18 protein-coding genes and 1 tRNA gene are annotated in these 17962 nt (G+C 72.0%); 5 read left to right on the forward strand and 14 right to left on the reverse strand.

Annotation, left to right across the window (positions count from 1 at the left end; all coding sequences use genetic code 11):
• Positions 1 to 13: 13 nt before the first annotated feature.
• Positions 14 to 1372, reverse strand: coding sequence for a GntP family permease (locus H8838_RS17660; RefSeq protein WP_181311946.1), 1359 nt, complete (start codon positions 1370 to 1372; stop codon positions 14 to 16).
• 53 nt (positions 1373 to 1425) lie between these two features.
• Between H8838_RS17660 and H8838_RS17665 the strand changes: the two genes are divergently transcribed.
• Positions 1426 to 3042: an AMP-binding protein gene (locus H8838_RS17665; RefSeq protein ID WP_185994458.1), complete on the forward strand. Its 1617-nt coding sequence runs from the start codon at positions 1426 to 1428 to the stop codon at positions 3040 to 3042.
• A gap of 72 nt (positions 3043 to 3114) precedes the next feature.
• The gene (locus H8838_RS17670) at positions 3115 to 3522 is read left to right on the forward strand and encodes a hypothetical protein (protein ID WP_181311948.1); all 408 of its coding nucleotides are present in this window, start codon (positions 3115 to 3117) and stop codon (positions 3520 to 3522) included.
• Here the strand turns inward: H8838_RS17670 and H8838_RS17675 are convergent.
• Positions 3503 to 3898 (reverse strand): hypothetical protein, encoded by a 396-nt coding sequence (locus H8838_RS17675; RefSeq protein WP_181311949.1) that lies wholly within the window; start codon positions 3896 to 3898, stop codon positions 3503 to 3505. The genes H8838_RS17670 and H8838_RS17675 overlap by 20 nt on opposite strands.
• 69 nt (positions 3899 to 3967) lie before the next feature.
• A complete protein-coding gene (locus H8838_RS17680) occupies positions 3968 to 4513 on the reverse strand; it encodes a hypothetical protein (RefSeq protein WP_185994457.1) in 546 nt (181 codons plus the stop codon).
• Here H8838_RS17680 and H8838_RS17685 point away from each other — a divergent pair.
• Positions 4506 to 5168, forward strand: coding sequence for a hypothetical protein (locus H8838_RS17685; RefSeq protein ID WP_185994456.1), 663 nt, complete (start codon positions 4506 to 4508; stop codon positions 5166 to 5168). The two genes, H8838_RS17680 and H8838_RS17685, sit on opposite strands and share 8 nt — an antisense overlap.
• A 261-nt stretch (positions 5169 to 5429) precedes the next feature.
• On the opposite strand, the gene H8838_RS17690 is transcribed toward H8838_RS17685, so the two are convergent.
• Complete coding sequence (locus tag H8838_RS17690) at positions 5430 to 5933, reverse strand: hypothetical protein (protein WP_181311951.1); 504 nt, start codon at positions 5931 to 5933, stop codon at positions 5430 to 5432.
• A gap of 90 nt (positions 5934 to 6023) precedes the next feature.
• On the opposite strand from H8838_RS17690, the gene H8838_RS17695 reads away from it, so the two are divergent.
• Positions 6024 to 6260, forward strand: a complete 237-nt coding sequence (locus H8838_RS17695) for a hypothetical protein (RefSeq protein ID WP_185994455.1) — start codon at positions 6024 to 6026, stop codon at positions 6258 to 6260.
• Positions 6261 to 6800: 540 nt separating this feature from the next.
• Here H8838_RS17695 and H8838_RS17700 read toward each other — a convergent pair.
• The 7 genes from H8838_RS17700 to H8838_RS17730 all read right to left on the reverse strand — a co-directional run bounded on the left by H8838_RS17700 (position 6801) and on the right by H8838_RS17730 (position 13381).
• Positions 6801 to 6873: transfer RNA gene (locus tag H8838_RS17700), tRNA-Thr, on the reverse strand.
• A 98-nt stretch (positions 6874 to 6971) separates the two neighbouring features.
• Positions 6972 to 7160: a DUF6767 domain-containing protein gene (locus tag H8838_RS17705; protein WP_181311953.1), complete on the reverse strand. Its 189-nt coding sequence runs from the start codon at positions 7158 to 7160 to the stop codon at positions 6972 to 6974.
• Between the two features lie 22 nt (positions 7161 to 7182).
• Positions 7183 to 8844, reverse strand: a complete 1662-nt coding sequence (locus H8838_RS17710) for a dipeptide ABC transporter ATP-binding protein (RefSeq protein WP_224766233.1) — start codon at positions 8842 to 8844, stop codon at positions 7183 to 7185.
• The gene (locus tag H8838_RS17715; protein WP_185994454.1) at positions 8837 to 9640 is read right to left on the reverse strand and encodes an ABC transporter permease; all 804 of its coding nucleotides are present in this window, start codon (positions 9638 to 9640) and stop codon (positions 8837 to 8839) included. Before H8838_RS17715 ends, H8838_RS17710 begins: the two co-directional genes overlap by 8 nt.
• Entirely contained in the window at positions 9637 to 10596 is a 960-nt protein-coding gene (locus H8838_RS17720) for an ABC transporter permease (protein WP_181311955.1), read from the reverse strand. Before H8838_RS17720 ends, H8838_RS17715 begins: the two co-directional genes overlap by 4 nt.
• Before the next feature lie 7 nt (positions 10597 to 10603).
• A complete protein-coding gene (locus tag H8838_RS17725) occupies positions 10604 to 12202 on the reverse strand; it encodes an ABC transporter substrate-binding protein (protein ID WP_224766234.1) in 1599 nt (532 codons plus the stop codon).
• A 12-nt stretch (positions 12203 to 12214) separates the two neighbouring features.
• Complete coding sequence (locus tag H8838_RS17730; protein WP_185994453.1) at positions 12215 to 13381, reverse strand: ROK family protein; 1167 nt, start codon at positions 13379 to 13381, stop codon at positions 12215 to 12217.
• Between the two features lie 170 nt (positions 13382 to 13551).
• On the opposite strand from H8838_RS17730, the gene H8838_RS17735 reads away from it, so the two are divergent.
• Positions 13552 to 14493: a TauD/TfdA dioxygenase family protein gene (locus H8838_RS17735; RefSeq protein WP_185994452.1), complete on the forward strand. Its 942-nt coding sequence runs from the start codon at positions 13552 to 13554 to the stop codon at positions 14491 to 14493.
• 66 nt (positions 14494 to 14559) lie between these two features.
• On the opposite strand, the gene H8838_RS17740 is transcribed toward H8838_RS17735, so the two are convergent.
• Genes H8838_RS17740 through tmk form a run of 3 tightly spaced genes read right to left on the reverse strand, consistent with a single transcriptional unit; the run spans position 14560 to position 17962 of the window.
• Positions 14560 to 16140, reverse strand: a complete 1581-nt coding sequence (locus H8838_RS17740; protein WP_185994451.1) for an alpha/beta hydrolase — start codon at positions 16138 to 16140, stop codon at positions 14560 to 14562.
• Positions 16137 to 17306, reverse strand: a complete 1170-nt coding sequence (locus H8838_RS17745) for a DNA polymerase III subunit delta' (protein WP_224766235.1) — start codon at positions 17304 to 17306, stop codon at positions 16137 to 16139. The genes H8838_RS17740 and H8838_RS17745 overlap by 4 nt, the downstream gene beginning before the upstream one ends.
• Positions 17303 to 17962, reverse strand: a complete 660-nt coding sequence (tmk, locus tag H8838_RS17750) for a dTMP kinase (RefSeq protein ID WP_224766236.1) — start codon at positions 17960 to 17962, stop codon at positions 17303 to 17305. Before tmk ends, H8838_RS17745 begins: the two co-directional genes overlap by 4 nt.

The following is a 17962-nucleotide window of genomic DNA, read 5'->3' on the forward strand; positions in this document are numbered from 1 at the left end:
CCTGACCGCCGGGTCAGGCGATCAGCGCCACCACCAGCACCATCGGCAGCGAGATCACCGACGCCACGGAGGTCGCCACGGTCAGCGTCTTCAGCGCACCGGAGGTGGAGAGGCCGAGCAGCGCCTTGAACATCCAGAAGAAGTTGCTGTTGACCTGGAGGGCGAACATCGCGCCCGAGGCGATCGCCAGCCCGACCGCCACCGGGGCCACGTCGAGCGAGCCGAGGATCGGGGCGATGATGCCGGCCGCGGTGATCGCGGCCACCGAGACCGAGCCGATCGCCAGGTGGAGCAGGGCGGCGATGAACCAGGCCAGCAGCAGGGTGAGGATCACCGGGGCCCCGGTGTCGGCGGAGAAGAGGTCGGCCAGCACCTGGTCGAGGTCGGTCGCCCCGATCACCGCACCGAGCGACCCGCCGACGCCGGTGATCAGCAGGATCTCGCCGGTGGTGTGGAAGCCCTCCTCCATCGCGTTGCGGGTGTGGCCGATCCCCATCGTCCGCCGGGAGAGCAGGTAGGCGCCGACCAGGCCGACGAAGAGGGCGAAGTTGGCGTCGCCGAGGAAGGCGATCACCGGGGTGGAGAACTCGAAGAGGTCGGCGAAGGCACCGAAGGCGATCAACGCCAGCGGCACCAGGATCGGCAGCAGCAGCACCACCAGCGGGAGCCGGCGCCCGCCCTTGGTCATCACCTCGTGCTCCGCCTCGCGCTCGGCGTCGGCCTCGGCCAGCGCCTCTCGCCCGTCCTCGTCGTTGTCCGGGCGCCAGTAGCGGGTGCGGAGCACGACCCGCATCACCAGGGTGGTCAGCACCGCGGTGACCGGTCCGATCACGATGCCGTAGACCAGCCACAGCCCCAGGGAGACGTCGAGCAGCCCGGCGATGGAGATGGCCGCCAGGCCGGGGATGACGAAGACGTAGCCGGCGAAGATGCCCGCGCCCAGGGCGGAGGCGAACAGCGGCAGGCCGTGGCGGCCGAGCCGGGGTGCGGCCGACCGCGCCACCGGCGAGGCCAGCACCACTTGCACGTCGACGTAGATCGACGGCATCACCGTGGAGAGCAGCGCGGAGAGGGCGTACGGCAGGCGGCTCGCCCCGACCGCGCGGACCAGCACCTCCACCAGACGGCGGAACGCGCCCGCCTTCTGCAGCAGCGACCCGATCAGCACGCCGAAGCCGATGAGCAGGCCGACCTCGGCCATGATCTCGCCGAAGCCGGTGGCGATCGCCTCGATCGTGCCGGTCGGCCCGACCCCCGAGGCGAGGCCGAGGTAGAGGGAGGCGACGATCAGCGAGATCACCGGATCGACCTTGAACCGGATGATGAGGCCGATCGCCAGGACGATCGCGACGGCGGTGTGGAGGGCGATCATGACCTCAGTGTGCCAGTTTGCGTGAGATGCGCGTCACAACGCAGAGTTGGGTCATGACGCCCTCGTATGCCGCCGGAGAGACCGACTCGCCGCTGCTCGAGGAGACCATCGGGGCCAACCTGGACCGCACGGTCGCCGCGCATCCCGACCGGGAGGCGCTGGTCGAGGTGGCGACCGGGCGTCGCTGGACCTGGGCCGAGCTGGGCCGCGACGTCGACCGGGTCGCCCGCGCCCTGATCGCCGCCGGGATGCGGCCCGGGGACCGGGTGGGCGTCTGGGCGCCGAACTGCGCGGAGTGGACGCTGGTGCAGTACGGCACGGCGAAGGCGGGCGTGGTGCTGGTCAACGTCAACCCGTCGTACCGCACCCACGAGTTCGCCTTCGTCGCGAACCAGTCGGGGATGAGGATGCTGATCGCGGCGGAGTCGTTCAAGACCAGCGACTACCGCGGCATGGTCGAGGAGACCCGCGAGCAGACCGCGCTGGAGCGGGTGGTCTACCTCGGCACCCCGGGCTGGGACGAGCTGCTGGCCTCCGGCGAGGCGTTGGCGGACGACACGCTGGCCGAGCGGACCGCCGGCCTGAGCCCCACGGACCCGATCAACATCCAGTACACCTCGGGCACCACCGGCTTCCCCAAGGGCGCGACCCTGAGCCACCGCAACATCCTCAACAACGGCTACTTCGTCACCGAGACGATCAACCTCACGCACGAGGACCGGCTCTGCATCCCGGTGCCCTTCTACCACTGCTTCGGGATGGTGATGGGCAACCTCGGCTGCACCACCCACGGGGCCACCATGGTGATCCCGGCACCCGGCTTCGACCCCGAGGTGACCCTGCGGACGGTCCAGGACGAGCGGTGCACCGCCGTCTACGGGGTGCCGACCATGTTCATCGCGATGCAGAGCCACCCGGAGTTCGACTCCTTCGACCTCTCCACCCTGCGCACCGGGATCATGGCCGGCTCGCCGTGCCCGGTGGAGGTGATGAAGCGCTGCGTCGACGACATGCACATGGCCGAGGTCTCGATCGCCTACGGGATGACCGAGACCAGCCCCGTCTCCACCCAGACCCGCGCCGACGACGACCTGGAGCGGCGTACCGCGACCATCGGGCGGGTCCACCCGCACGTGGAGGTCAAGGTCGTCGACCCGGTCAGCGGCGAGACGGTGCCCCGGGGACAGACCGGCGAGCTGTGCACCCGCGGCTACTCGGTGATGCTCGGCTACTGGGACGAGCCGGAGAAGACCGCCGAGGCGATCGACGACGAGGGCTGGATGCACACCGGCGACCTGGCGGTGATGCGCGAGGACGGCTACTGCACGATCGTCGGCCGGATCAAGGACATGGTGATCCGCGGCGGGGAGAACATCTACCCGCGCGAGATCGAGGAGTTCCTCTACACCCACCCCGACGTGGAGGACGTGCAGGTCGTCGGCGTCCCCGACGAGCGGTACGGCGAGGAGCTGTGCGCCTGGATCCGGATGCGGCCCGGCGCGACCGCGCTGGACCCGGCCGGCGTGCGCGAGTTCGCCGCCGGCAAGCTGGCGCACTACAAGATCCCGCGCTACGTGCTGGCGGTCGAGGAGTTCCCGATGACGGTGACCGGGAAGATCCGCAAGGTCGAGATGCGTGAGGAGTCCGTGCGCCTGCTCGGCCTGGGCTGACCTTCCGGGTGTGAACAGACCCACCCCGGTCTTTCTTGGGCGGCCACCGTCCTGCGAGGGACGCTGGAGGTCGTGAACGAGCTCCTGGTCTTCCGGGTCGGCGCTCTGGCCGTCGCCCTGTGCGCACTGTGGGTGTTCCCCGAGTGGGACACCTACCGCACGCGGGCACTCCGGACCGGCCAGCGGTGGGGCGTGCTGCCGCCGCAGCCCGAGATGCCGCACTGTCCGCCGGTGGAGCAGGCGCTCGCGGACGCTGACCGGATCCGCGCGGACCTGCGGCACGCGCCGGCCGGGACGCCGGTGGCGCGGCTGCGCGGCTGGCTCGAGGCGTACGACGACGTCCTGCTCACCGTCTGCCACTCCCTGGAGTACGAGACCCGGCTCGGCTCACTGCCCTGGGGGGTCCAGCGTGAGCTGGAGCGCGAGCGGGTGGAGCGGATGCTGGTGCACGCCGGTCTGCTCAGCGGCGCCGATCGGTGACGACCGGCTGCCCGGACGAGACGAGCTGCCAGCCCGCACCGGCCAGCCAGCCGAGCGCACCGAGCAGGGTGAGGTAGAGCCCGATGGCCGCCGAGCCGCCCAGGTCCAGCAGGGCGATCACCCCGACCACACCGGCCAGGACCAGCAGCGCCACGTCCCGGCCGCGCCCGGGAGCCGGAGCGTTCTTCTTCGGCGGGACGTATCCCGCCGAGGTGGCGAGCACGACCCCGCCCACCACGGCGAGCACCAGGGTGATCACGCCGTCACCGTCGAGTCCGTAGACGTTGCCGTCCCACTCGGACATCCAGGGCAGGAACGCCGCCATCGCGACGACCAGGATCGACCCTGCCGACAGGCGCTGAGCATTGCTCACCACGCACCACCCCCGCGAGTCAGGGTAGGGGTTCGTTGAGCAGACGTCTACGCAGAACGAGCGCCCGTCTGGTCAGGCCGCCAGGTCGACGGTGAGGCGGCGGGTGCCGGTGTGGTCGACGAGGTAGAGGGCGCCGTACGGATCCCGCCACAGGAAGATGCCGGGGAACGGTTGCTGGACCTGCCAGCCGCCGTGCGTCTTGATCCGATGGTGGAAACCGGTCATCGGGCCGTAGTTCCCGATGCGGGACTGCCCGGGTCTCCCCCGTTGGTAGGCGCGGGTGTGGTCGAGCTGGTGCGACCCGGGGCTCGTGCTGGTCGCGTAGGGGAAGACGTCGGCGGGGTTGAGCACCTGCACGGCGCGCCGGTGGGAGTCGGGGACCTCGTAGGCGTCCACCGGGGCCTGTCCCTCGACGGCGAGGACGGGGCGGATGGTGAAGGCGGACTCCCCGAGCCACCGGCGGACCCAGTCGGCGGTGACCGGGCCGTGGTCGGGGATCCGGACGATCCCGGTGCCGGGCTCGTCGCATGCACAGGCCGGCGCGTAGGTGTGGACGGTGACGGTGACCTGGGGCAGCACCTTGGTCCAGTCGAGGATCGGGCGCGGACCGGTGCGCACCGCGGGTTCGCCGGGGTCGGCGGGATCGCTGGGTTCGGTCGCTCCACTGGGTGAAGGCGGTGATGAGCTCGACGGCCAGGTGGGGGTTGGCGAGCACCGCGACGGCCTTGACCCGGCGCCGGTCGACGGGGTCCGCGTCGCCAAGGTCGGCGAGGATGTCGGCGATGTACGCGACCCGGGCATCCAGCAGGGCGATGACGTTGAAGGGCCCGCGCACGTAGAAGCCGCGCAGCCCGTGCTCGGTGGATCGAGTGGGCTTGGCGAACTGGTCCTGGGCGGCGATCTCCTCCCGCTCGGCGGCCGCGACTGGGTCGGCGGCCGCCACGGCCGCCGCGACCAGCACCTCGAACCGGGACCAGGGGATCCGCCCGTCGGCGGACTCGACGACCCTGCAGTCGACGTACCGCGCCTGGTCGGGCTCGAGGTCGCGGGTCCTGCGGGCGACGTGCCGAGCGTAGGAGGCACGGACCTCGAGGGCCTGGACCCGACGCCACAGCAGCGGCAGCCGGGTGGCGAGGTCGAGGGCGTCGGCGATCAGCGAGGCCCCGGCCCCCGGACTGATGCCGAGCCCGGCGGCCAGGGTGGCGCAGCAGAACTCGGCAACCTCGGCCGTGCCCGGCCCGCCGTAGCGCCGAGCACGCTCTCGGCCGGGTAGTCGGGCCAGGTCGGGGTCGAGCGTGCCGGGGTTGTTGAGCACCGCGTGCTGGACCGCGATCCGCAGCTCCTGCACCTCGCACTCGCGCCGGACCCGGGAGACCTCGTCGGCGTGGTCGAGCAGCCGCGTCTGCGACAGCTCCTCCAGCACCACACCCGTCAGGTCCATACGAGAACTGAACCGGACGCCACCGACAGTTCGACCCCGAAAAGGCCCCTCCGTCTCACCTGCGGAGACAGCAGGGAAAACTCCCTGAAGGCCTCAGTCCTGGGTGACGCTGAAGGCCTCGGTCACGTCGGAGACGTCGCCGTTCTTCGTGCCCGGCCCGATCGACGTACGGAACGAGAGGGTGCCCGCGTCCGCGATGCAGGAGCGGGGGATCGTCGTCCGGATCCTCGACTTCTTGATGTTCCACTTCGTGCGGACACCGCACTCTGTCGGCACCAGGTTGTCCTCGGGACGGAAGTACCAGCTCTCCTCGACCTTGCCGTTGCGCTTGCGGTGGCTGGTGCCGGCGTAGCGCGCGGTCGGGCCCTCGACGTAGTAGCCGTAGAACTGGGTGTCGCGCTTCTTCAGCTTGCGGACCTTCGTGGTGATGACCACCTTGGCGGCGGTGTGGGAGACCTTCACGCGGGTCAGGTCCAGCTTGGCCGGGGCGTCTCCGGTCTTGTCCTTGGCGGCCCCGGTCGCTGCCTGGGACGGCGGCACGAGGGCCAGCGTGGCGGTGGCAAGCAGGGAGACGATGACGGCGGCGCGCTTCTTCATGGGGCTCCTGTTCCTCGATTGGGCGCTCACCGTAGCGGCGCGACGGCGAGTCCGATACGTTCTGGTCTCCGTGTCCGGAGGGGAAGCGCCATGGGTGACAAGTCGACGCGGGCGCTGCGTGCCGCTCGGGCGGGCCGATGGGTGGGCCTGGCCGGCCTGGTCTACGGGGTGGTCTGGGCAGTGGCCTGTTTCGCGACGGGCGACGTGGCCGACGGGTGGTTGGCCCTTGCCTGGGCCCTGTGCATGCTGGCCCTGTTCCTCACGACGAGGAAGGTGACCAACGACGCGGAGACGCCGACTGGACCGGGATCGTCCCCATGGACGTGACGTCGCGAGGGACTCACGGACGCTGAGCATGTCGCGCTCGCTCACGCGGAGCGACAACGTGCTCGCCACGAGCCCATCCGGTGCTGGGGTGGTTGAACGCCCACATTCCGCGGGAGGCCGCGTGTTTCGAGGATTCGCCACCCTGAGCTTCTACCGACGACCTGGGTGCAGCCCGCGACTGGTACACCGAGGCGCTCCAGGTCCAGCCCTACTACGCCTTCCCGCACCCGCCGGCCGAGCCTGCGTACGTGGAGTTCCGCGTGGGGGACGACGAGGACGAGTTCGGAATCATCGACCGCGCCTGCGCTCCGGGTGCGGCTGGTGGCCCTGGAGGCGGCGTCCTCCCGTCTTGATGTGGTGCTCACGCTATGGGATCGGGGGTCTCCTCGCCGACCATCAGCCAACTCGGTCGACTCCTCGACCCCGTGGGAACGTGGTGCTGCCAAGACGAAGCACCAGGGTTTCGCCGGGATCCCGCGCCACTCCTGGACGCGAAGGAGGCCCCTGGTCTGCATCGCTGCAGGCCAGGGGCCCTATCTGAGCCGCCTGTCAGAATCGAACTGACGACCTAATCATTACGAGTGATTCGCTCTACCGACTGAGCTAAGGCGGCGTGCTGCCCGACTGTCCACGAGGGCGTGGTCGGGCAACCCGGGGAAGTATACGGACACCGGGCCCCGAGGGCGAAAACCGCCCACGGCCTGTCTCGCACTACCCCGTACGGCGCCGCTCGGCGTCCTCGCGCTCCTCGCGCTGCAGCTGGGCAAGCCGCTCCCGCAGGTCCGGGTCGGACATCACCAGCGCGACCAACGGGCAGTTCTCCGGGCCGCTGGCGCCCGGGACGCAGAGCGAGCAGTAGTCACCCGGGCGGACGGGGCACCGCGGGTCGTTGCTGCTCACCTCTCCACGCTACTCCCGCTGTTCACGAGGCCACCTCCACGCTGGGCTCGACCCGGGCGGCCGGGTCCGGCACCGGGACGGCGGCGAGCAGCGCACGCGTGTAGTCGTGCCGCGGGCGGGAGAAGACCTGACTGACCGGGCCGGACTCCACCACCTCGCCGCGGCGCAGCACCGCCACCTCGTCGGCGACCTGGTGCACCACCGCGAGGTCGTGGCTGATGAAGACGCAGGCGAAGCCCAGCTCCTGCTGGAGCGCGCGGAAGAGCGCGAGCACGTCGGCCTGCACCGAGACGTCCAAGGCACTCGTCGGCTCGTCGGCCACCAGCAGCGAGGGCCGCAGCACCAGCGCCCGGGCCAGGGCCACCCGCTGCCGCTGACCGCCGGAGAGCGCCCGGGGCCGCCGGTCGACGATGTCGACAGGCAGTCGCACCGCCTCCAGCAGCTCGTGCACCCGGCGTCGCCGCTCGGCAGGGGTGCCGACCCCGTGGATGTCCAGCGGCTCCCGGATCGAGGCGCCCACGCTCATCCGCGGGTCCAGCGAGGCCTCCGGGTCCTGGTGGACGAAGGCGAGGTCGCGGCGGAGCTCCCGCAGCTGCCGGGCCGGCAGGGCGAAGAGGTCCCGGCCGCCCACCTCCACCCGACCCTCGGCCAGCGGCACCAGTCCGGCCGCCAACCGGCCCAAGGTGGTCTTCCCCGAGCCCGACTCCCCCACCAGCCCGAGCACCCGTCCGGGCGCCAGCTCGAGGCTCACCCCGGTGACCGCGGGGAACGCCCGGCCCCTGCGGGAGGAGCCGTAGCGCACGTGCACGTCGGTGAACCGCAGCGCGGGCGTCCCGCCCGGGCCCGGACCGGGTGCCACCAGCTGGACCGGCTCGCCGGCCTCGCCCTGCGCGGGCAACCGCAGCACCGAGTCGAGCAGCTGGCGGGTGTAGGAGTGGCGGGGGTCGGCGAAGAGGCTGCCGGTCTCCCCCTCCTCGACCACGTCGCCCTGCCGCAGCACCATCACCCGGTCGGCGATCTCCGCGACCACCCCCATGTTGTGGGTGATCAGCAGGATGCTGGTGCCGGTGCGGTCCCGGATCCGGCGCAGCAGCGCGAGGATCTCCGCCTGCACGGTGACGTCCAGCGCCGTGGTGGGCTCGTCGGCCAGCAGGAGGTCGGGCTCGTTGGCCAGCGCCAGCGCCAGCACCACCCGCTGCTTCTGCCCCCCGGAGAGCTGGTGCGGGTAGTAGCCGAGCCGCTCCTCGGGGTCGGGGATCTCCACCTGGCGCAGCAGCTCGAGCGCACGGCTCCGCGCCTGCCCCCGGTCGACCCGGCCGTGGGCCCGGAGCGCCTCGCGGATCTGCCAGCCCACGGTCCGCACCGGGTTGAGCGCGGTCTGCGGCTCCTGGAAGACCATCGCGACCCGACTGCCGCGGAACCGCGACAGCGCCGCGTCGTCCAGGCCGAGCAGCTCCTCGCCGCGGAACCGGATCGAGCCCGACGCCCGCGCCCCCGGAGGCAGCAGGCCGAGCACGGCCCGGGCGGTCATCGACTTGCCCGACCCGGACTCCCCGACCAGGGCGAGCACCTCGCCCGGGGCGATCCGCAGCGAGACGTCGTTGACCGCGGGGCGCGGCTGGGCGAAGGAGATCGCCAGGTGGTCGATGGTGAGCAGCGGATCGGTCACGGTGGGTTCACGCACGGTGGGCCTCCGAGAGGGACTGGGCGACGAGCAGCAGCCCGAGGACGAGGGCCAGCACCACGACGAGCGGGCCGAGGGAGAGGAACGGCGCGTCGTACATCAGGCGCGTGCCGTCCTTGAGCAGCGACCCCAGCGAGGGATCGGGGGCCTTGACCCCGATGCCGAGGAAGCTCATCGCTCCCTCGATGAAGACCGCCACCGACATCGACAGCGCCAGCTGCACAGTGAGCGGCTCCAGCGAGTTGGGCAGCACGTGCCGGCGCAGCACCCACGCCGGGCGGGCGCCGACCACCTCGGCGGCCTCGACGTACGGCATCTCGCGCACGGTGCGCAGCGAGGTCCGCACCAGCCGGCCGAAGACCGGGACCTCGATCGACACGACCACCAGGACGATCGTCCACAGCCCGGGCCCGATCACCGCGGCCAGCGCGATCGCCAGGATCAGCGTGGGGAAGGCCAGCACCAGGTCGAAGACCCGCTGGGTGAGCACGTCGGTGACCTTCCACCAGCTGGTCACCAGCCCGATCAGCATGCCGAGCACTGCCCCGGTCGGCACCGCCAGGAAGACGATCAGGACGTCGACCCGGATCCCGGCGAGGGTGCGGGAGAGCACGTCCCGGTTGACGTCGTCGGTGCCCAGCCAGTGCGACGCCGACGGGCCGACCAGGTTGGCGCCCGGGACCTGCTGGGTCGGGGAGTACGGCGCCAGCAGGGGGCCCACCAGTCCGAGCAGCAGGATCCCCGCCACCAGCGCCAGCCCGGCGATCCCCTTGGCGGAGGTCAGCGCGCTCCTCATGCCGCACCGCCGATCCGGATCCGCGGGTCCAGCCAGGCGTGCACCACGTCGGTGACCAGCTGGGTGACCACGAAGACCGTCACCGAGAGCAGCAGCAGCACCTGGACCACCGGGTAGTCACGCGCGGAGATCGCCTCCTCGATCAGCCGGCCCAGCCCGGGCCAGGTGAAGATCGCCTCCACCAGCACTGCCCCGCCCAGCAGCGTGCCGAGCTGGATGCCCAGCACCGTGACCGCCGAGGGCAGCGCGTTGGGCAGCGCCTGGGTCAGCACGATCCGGGAGTGCCGGATGCCGACCGCGCGCGCGGTGGTGACGTAGGGCTGGCGCAGCTGGGAGCGCAGCGCCTCGGTGAGGAACCGGGAGAGCCCTGCCCAGACCGGGACCGCCAGGCAGGTCGCCGGCAGCAGCAGGTACTGCACGGAGATGTCGGGCCGCGCCAGGAAGCCGCCCGGCGGGGTGCCGCCCGAGGGCAGCACCGGCAGCAGCACCGCGAGGACCAGCACCAGCAGCAGGCCGGTGGCGAAGGTGGGCAAGGCCAGCGCGACCGTGTTGATCCCGGCCAGCAGCCCGTCCAGCCACCGCCGCTGGGCGACCACGGCGGTCACCGCGGTGACCAGGGCGGAGGTGACCGCCAGGGCGAGCGCGGTCAGCGTGAGCACCACCGTGTTGGCCGCCCCGTCGGCGAGCAGGTCGCTGACCTGCCCGCCGACCACGAACGAGCGGCCCAGGTCGAAGGTGAGCACGTCGCCCAGCCAGTCGACGTACTGGGTGAGGAAGGGCTGGTCCAGGCCGAGGTCGGCCCGGATCGCCGCCCGCGCCTCGGGCGTGGCGTCGGGGCCGGCCAAGGCGTCGACGGGGTCGCCGGGCACCAGTCGCATCAGCCAGAAGATGAGCAGCGACGCGCCGGCCAGCAGGCCGAGCGCCGAGGGCAGCCGCCCCAGGACGTAGCGCAGCATCAGCGGGTCACTGGTCCTTCCACGCCTCGTCGAGCAGCAGCTCGGTGCGCTTGCTGTAGTCGATCCCGTGCACCGCGCTGGTGGTGACGACCCGCGGGTGGCTGGTCACCAGGTCGGTGAGCCAGACGTTGTCGACGATGTGGTCGTTGACCCGGTCGAAGGGCTCCTCCGCCTCGGCCGACGCGGGGTCGGCGACCTTCCAGGAGGCGTCGGAGTCGGCGCGGTACTGCTCGTCGACGAAGTTGGAGGCGTTGTGCGCGGCGTTGAACGGGAAGGCGCTGACCGTCAGCGTCGCCGGCGTGTATTGGGCGTAGGTGTGGCCGAAGATCCACAGGCCCTCGAACTGCGCGCCCACCAGCTGCTTGTACATCTGCGCGAACTCCGTGGGCTTCAGCTCCACCTCCAGCCCGATCTCCTCGAGGTTGGCCTGGACGATCTGGGCGATCGTCTCCCCCGCCGGCTGACCGGCGGCGAACTGGAGCGGGAGGGTCGGCACGTCGCCCAGCTCGGCGACCAGCTGCTGGGCCTTGGCCACGTCCCGGGCGTAGGTCTGCCCCTTCTCCTCGTCGTACGCCGGGGAGGACGGCGACCAGGGCAGCCCGCTGGCCACCGCGCTGCCGCGGTAGAGCTCCTCGACGATCCGCTCCCGGTCCACCGCGTAGGCGATCGCCTGGCGCAGCCGGACCTCCTGGAGGTCCCGGTTCTTCAGCTGGAAGCCCAGGTACTGCTGCTGGGTGGCGCCCTCGAAGTCGTGGACGTCGAACTTCGGGTCCTGCTCCAGGGTCTCGACGTCGCGCGGGGTGACGCCGAGGGCCAGGTCGTACTGGCCGGACCGGAGCCCGGCGACCTGGGCCTGGGCGTCGGGCACCACCGAGACGTCGACCGCCTCCAGGTCGGGCGCACCCTTCCAGTAGTCCTCGTTGCGCTCGAAGGTCATCCCGGTCCCGGGCCGCCAGCCGGTGAACCGGAAGGGGCCGGTGCCGTTGTAGGTGCTGGCCTCCTTGAGGCCGGGGAACGACTCGGAGTCGACGATCGGGACGATGTCGAGCAGGTCGAGGATGTTGCTCAGCGGGTGCGCGAACTCCAGGGTGATCGCGTGCGGGTCGGAGGTGTCGAAGCCGGTGACCGCGGCGGCGGTGCGCTGCACCTGGACCGCCCACGCCGGGTCGGCGAAGGTCTCGATGCTGAACCTGACGTCCTCGGAGGTGAAGGGCCGCCCGTCGTGGAAGGTGACGTCGTTCCGCAGCTGCAGGGTGATCGACCGACCGTCCTCCGCGACCTCCCAGGAGGTGGCCAGCGAGGGCTGGGCATCCAGGCTGTCGTGCGGGTACTCGACCAGGGAGTCGTAGACCAGGCCGATCAGGGTGTTGCCCACGTCGCTGGACTGGCCGAAGACCGAGGCCGGGACGTGGTCGGTGGTGGCGGCGACGCGCAGGGTGCCGCCCTCGACGGGGCCCTGGGACCCGGAGCCGGACGTGGCGGACTGCTCCCCGACGGCGGACGTGCAGCCGGCGAGCAGCACCCCCGTGGCCAGGGCGGCGAGGGCGGAGGAGACCAGCCGTCGGGATGCCGGTCGGGAGGGCAGGAGGGAACGAGAGTCGGTCACGGGTGCGGCCTTTCAGAGGGCGTGCGAGTGGGCGGGTCGGAACGGCGTCGGAAGGACCGCGAAGGGGTCGTCGTAGACGGGGGCGAGCGCGACCGTGCAGGCGGCCAGGGCCTGGATGCCCGCGCCGAAGCGGGTGAAGGAGAGGTCGAGCGGAGGCAGGGTGGTGGTCCCGGCGAAGGCCGCCACCACCTCGTCCAGGACGCCGGGGAAGTCGGTGAACGCCTGGCCGACCAGGATCATCCGGTCCGGGTCGATCATGTCCCGGACCAGCGCCGCGGTCTCCCCGAGCAGCCGGGCCCGCTCGACGAGCAGCTCCCGGGCCGCCGGCACCCCCGCGCCGGCGGCCTCGTAGAGCGCCTCGACCACCGGCTCGTCGACCAGGCCGGCGGCGTGGGCGCGGACGGCGACGGCGTGGTCGCTGGTGCTGGCCTCCAGGCAGCCCGTCCGCCCGCAGGAGCAGGGCACGTCGGCCCGGGTCGGGAAGTGGGTGAGCCGGGCCGCCCGGGAGACCTCTGCCTCCCCACCGCTCTCCCGGGCGACCGCGAAGCCCGTGGTGTTGCGCACGTAGAGGTAGGTGGTGATCCCGGCGGTGCCGTGCCTGCGGTGGATGTACTCCGCGGCGGCGACGGCGGCGATGTGCTCGCTGGTGGTCACCTCGAGCCCGAGCGCCTCACGCAACGCCGCGCCGGTGGCGTGCTGGTCGAGGCCGATGTCGCGCCACGGCGCGACCATCCCCGCGACCAGCGGGCGGCGCCCGGGCAGCGTCCGGAGCATCTCGACCAGCCGGCTGCCCACCCAGTCGAGGTCAAGCGGGTCGGCGGGCAGCTTGTCGGTGGTGCGACTGTCGACCACGCGGCCCGACGGGTCCCCGACCGCGACGGTGAGCAGGCGGGTCCCGACGTGCACCCCGACGGTCACGTAGAGGGTGGGGTCGATCTCCACCGGCGTGCCGGGGCGGCCGATGCTGCCGGCCCGCGCCCGGTCGGGGCGCTCGCGGAGCAGGCCGCCCTCGAGCAGGGAGGCGACGGTGCGCGCCACGGTGCGGGCGCTCAGACAGGTGGGGCCGGCGAGCTCGTCGCGGGTGGCGAGTCCTCGACCCCGCACCTGCTCCAGCACCCGGCCGGCCGGCGAGCCGAACCTGCCCCGGCTGACCACGATGGTCGACGACTGCTGCGCCATCCGCCCTCCTCAAAGTGAAGTAAGTTGATTGAGAATGGCAGATATTGTCGTGCCTGTCCCCGGGTCTCAACCCCGCCACGGAGTTCGCGCCACCGCGCCTCGAACCCTTGAGGGCCGCTCTCGACGGACCGGATGGTGAGGGCTCGACCCCACGCACTCCGGAGGAACCCATGACCATCAGCCTTGACCGCGCAGCCACCGGCACCCTCGAGGTGCAGCAGCTCGGCGGACGCATCGGCGCCCGCATCGACGGCGTCCACCTGGGCCCCGACCTGGGCGCCGAGACGGTGGGCCGGATCCGGTCCGCCCTGCTCGAGCACAAGGTCGTCTTCTTCCGCGGCCAGGAGCACCTCGACGACGAGGGCCACATCGCGTTCGCCGAGCAGCTCGGCAGCCTGACCACCGCCCACCCGACGGTGAACACCGGCAGCGCGCGGATCTTCACCCTGACCGCCAACAAGGGAATGGCCGCCAACAGCTGGCACACCGACGTCACCTTCGTCGACCGGATCCCGGCGATCAGCATCCTGCGCGGCGTGACCATCCCGGCGTACGGGGGCAACACGGTGTGGGCCAACACGGCAGCCGCCTACGAGGCCCTCCCGGACTCGCTCCGGGCGCTGGTCGACAACCTGTGGGCAGTGCACAGCAACGACTACGACTACGCCGCGTCCTCGGAGTCACCGGAGGCGGTCGAGGAGTCGCACCGGTCGTTCACCCGCTCCCAGTTCGCCTCGACCAGGTTCGAGACCGAGCACCCGGTGGTCCGGGTGCACCCGGAGACCGGGGAGCGGACGCTCCTGCTCGGCCACTTCGTGAAGAAGTTCGTCGGCCTCAACCAGAAGGAGTCGGCGATCCTGTTCAACCTGCTCCAGGACCGCGTCACCAAGCTGGAGAACACCATCCGGTGGACCTGGCAGCCCGGTGACGTGGCGATGTGGGACAACCGCGCCACCCAGCACTACGCCGTCGCGGACTTCGACACCCAACCCCGGGAGGTACGCCGGATCACGGTCGCCGGCGACATCCCGGTAGGGGTCGACGGCCGGACCAGCATCCCGCGCGTGGGCGACGCCGCCTCCTTCTCCGACATCGGCGCGCTGGTGAGCTAATCCCGCCGGAACAGGCTCAGCCGGTCGGGTTCCCCACGGACCCGGCCGGCTGCTGCGTGCAACGGGTCAGCAGGTGACGTCGCCGTCAGGCACCTTGCCGTCGACCAGGAACGACTCGATCGTCTCGTCGACGCACTCGTTCCCCCGGTTGTACGCCGTGTGGCCGTCGCCGTCACGGGTCAGCAGGACGCCGGACTCCAGCTGGTCGGCCAGGGCCTCGGCCCACTTGTAGGGCGTGGCCGGGTCGCGGGTGGTGCCGGTGACCAGGATCGGCGGCGCACCCGCGCCGTCGATCTCCAGCGGCTCGGTCGTGCGGCCGTCGAAGTCCTCGCACCCGGTCAGGGCCCAGGCGAAGATCCGGCCCAGCGTGGGCGAGGCCTTCTCGAACGCCTCGAACTCCGCGGGCACCTCCTCGACCGGGATCGAGGTCGGGTCGTCGAGGCAGTTGATCACCCGGATCGCCTCGCTGGAGTTGTCGGTGTAGCCGTCGGGACCGCGCGAGGAGTAGAGGTCGGCGAGCATCATGAGCTGGCGGCCGTCGCCCTCCATCCCGGACTTCAGCGCCTGGTCCAGCAGCCTCCAGTACTCGCGGTTGTAGAGCGGGGCTGCCAGCGCGTAGAAGGCGTCACCGGCCCGCAGCTCGCGGTCGCCCGCCGGGATCGGCTTCTGGTCGACCTCGTCGAGGAACTCCTTGATCGAGGCCAGCCCCTCGTCGAGCGAGTCGCCCAGGTAGCAGTCGCCGCCGTCGACGCAGTTCTGCACGTAGGCCCGCAGCGCGGTCTCGAACCCGCGCGCCTGGTCCAGGCTCGCCTGGCGCTCGTCGAGGGAGACGTCCACGGCGCCGTCGAGCACCATGAAGCCGACCCGGTCGGGGAAGAGCTCCGCGTAGGTGGCGCCCAGCTGGGTGCCGTAGGAGGCCCCGAGGTAGTCCAGCTCGTCCTGCCCGAGGGCGGCCCGCAGGATGTCCATGTCCTTGGCCGCCTCCACGGTGGAGACGTGGTCGACCAGGTCACCGCTCTTCTCCCGGCACCCCTCGAAGAACCGGGCGGAGTCCTCCTCGGACTCCGCCAGCTCGGCCGCACCGTCCGGGTCCGGGTCGCTGGCGCGCAGCTCGTCGACCTCGGCGTCGCTCACGCAGTCGATCGGGTTGCTGCGTCCGGTGCCGCGCGGGTCGAAGCCGACCACGTCGAAGTGGTCGAGCAACGGTGGGCGGAAGGCCAGCGCCGCCTGCGCGGCGTACTCCGTGCCCGGGGCGCCGGGACCGCCGGGGTTGACCACCAGGGAGCCGACCCGCTGGTCCGGGGCCTCGGCGGGCACCTTGAGCAGCGCGAGGTCGATGGTCTTCCCGTCCGGGTCCTCGTAGTCCAGGGGCGCCTCGAGCCAGCCGCACTCGAACTCGCCGCACTCGCTCCACTCCAGCGTCTGGGAGTAGTAGGGCTGCAGGTCAGGCGACGGCGCCTCGGTGGCGCCCTCGTCCGGCTCGTCGCCGCTGCGCACGGGCCGCTCGGGCTCCCGGGTCGTTCCGCCGCTCTCCCCCGAGGAGGACGACGAGGAGCTGTCGTCCCCGCCCAGTAGGAACGACGCGCCCACGGCGCCCGCCCCCAGCACCAGAGCGAGCACCAGCAGCCCGGCCACCACGCGGTTCATCGCGTCCCACCTTCCAGCCGCAGCGCGACCATCATCGACTCCAGTGCCATCGCCGGCGGCACGTTGAACTCCAGCATCTGCTCGCGCGCGGTGAAGATCGCCTCGATCCGCCGCAGGTGCTCCTCGGGAGAGGAGCGCCGGGCCAGCATGGCGATGTCGACGCGGATCTCCTCGTTGACCAGCTGCCCGGGGGCGCCCAGCTTGAACGCGATCGCGTCCCGGTAGACCGAGACCAGGTCCATCAGGCTGCGGTCGACCACGTCGAGCACGCGCCGCTTGGCGCGGGTCTTCTGCCCCTTCTCCAGGTCGCGCAGGGCGGGTGCGTACTCCTTGGGCCGCTTGCCGCGCCCCTCGATCCCGTAGGAGCGCTCCAGCTCCGCCTTCTCCTTGGTGTCCAGCGCGGAGGTCTGCGCCTCCGCCTCCGCCTTGGCCACCTCCAGCAGGTTGGAGGCCGCGGTCATGCAGGAGCCCAGCGAGGTCAGCCGGGCCGGCAGCCGGACCACCTCGGCGCGGCGGTTGCGGGTGTCCTCGTCGAGCGCCAGCGCCCGGGCGCGCCCGATGTGGCCCTGGCTGGCCCGGGCGGCGTGCGCGGCCAGCGGCTCGCCCACGCCCTCGGTGCGGACCAGGAACGAGGCCACGTCGGCGGCCGTCGGCGTGGTCAGCGTGACCAGGCGGCAGCGCGAGCGGATGGTGACCAGCACGTCCTCGGCCGAGGGGGCGCACAGCAGCCACACGGTCCGGGCGTTCGGCTCCTCGATCGCCTTGAGCAGCGCGTTGCAGGCCCGGTCGGTGAGCCGGTCCGCGTCCTCGACGATCATCACCTGCCAGCGCGCGCCGTTGGGCGAGAGCGCCGACTTCCGGACCAGGTCGCGGATCTCCTCGACGCCGATGGAGAGCTTCTCGGTGCGGACGACGGTGACGTCGGCGTGGGTGCGCCCGAGCACCGTGCGGCAGGCGTGGCACTCCCCGCAGCCCGCACGCTCGCACTGCAGCGCGCCGGCGAACGCCACCGCGGCGTTGGAGCGGCCCGAGCCGGGAGGCCCGGTGAAGAGCCACGCATGGGTCATCGCCTCGCCGCGCGCCGCGCGGGCCAGGACCTCCACCACGTGCTGCTGGCCGACCAGGGTGTCCCAGATCGCCCCCGACGGGAGCTGGACGGCGGTCACCGACCCACCACCGTCGCTGCCAGCAGCGGCTCGACCCGGACCCGGATCGCCGCCGCGATCTCCTCGACCGGGGCGCGCGCGTCCAGCACCAGGTAGTGGTCGGGGTCGGCGGCGGCCATCGCGACGAACGCCTCCCGTACCCGCTGGTGGAACTCCGGCGCCTCGGCCTCGATCCGGTCCCGCTCGGTGAACCGGCCCAGGCCGGTCTCCGGCGCGAGGTCGAGCACCACGGTCAGGTGCGGGCGCAGGCCGCCGGTGGCCCAGCGCATCACCGGCTCGACCTCGCTCGCTGCCAGCGCACGGCCGGCGCCCTGGTAGGCCAGCGCGGAGTCGACGTACCGGTCGGTGATCACCACGGCGCCGCGCTCCAGCGCCGGACGGACCACGGTGTCGACGTGCTCGGCCTTGTCGGCGGCGTAGAGCAGCGCCTCGGTCCGGTCCGAGAGGTCGCCGGTCGCAGGGTCCAGCACGATCTGTCGCAGCCGCTTGCCCACCGCGGTGTCGCCGGGCTCGAAGGTGAGCACCACCTCGTGATCCTCGCCACGCAGCCACTCGGCCAGGGCGCGGGACTGGGTGGACTTGCCGGCTCCCTCGCCGCCCTCGAAGCAGACGAAGACCCCGCGCTCGGAGTACACGGGCACGACGGACTGGCTCAC

It is taken from the genome of Nocardioides campestrisoli (assembly GCF_013624435.2).
In the GTDB taxonomy this organism is placed as follows: domain Bacteria; phylum Actinomycetota; class Actinomycetes; order Propionibacteriales; family Nocardioidaceae; genus Nocardioides; species Nocardioides campestrisoli.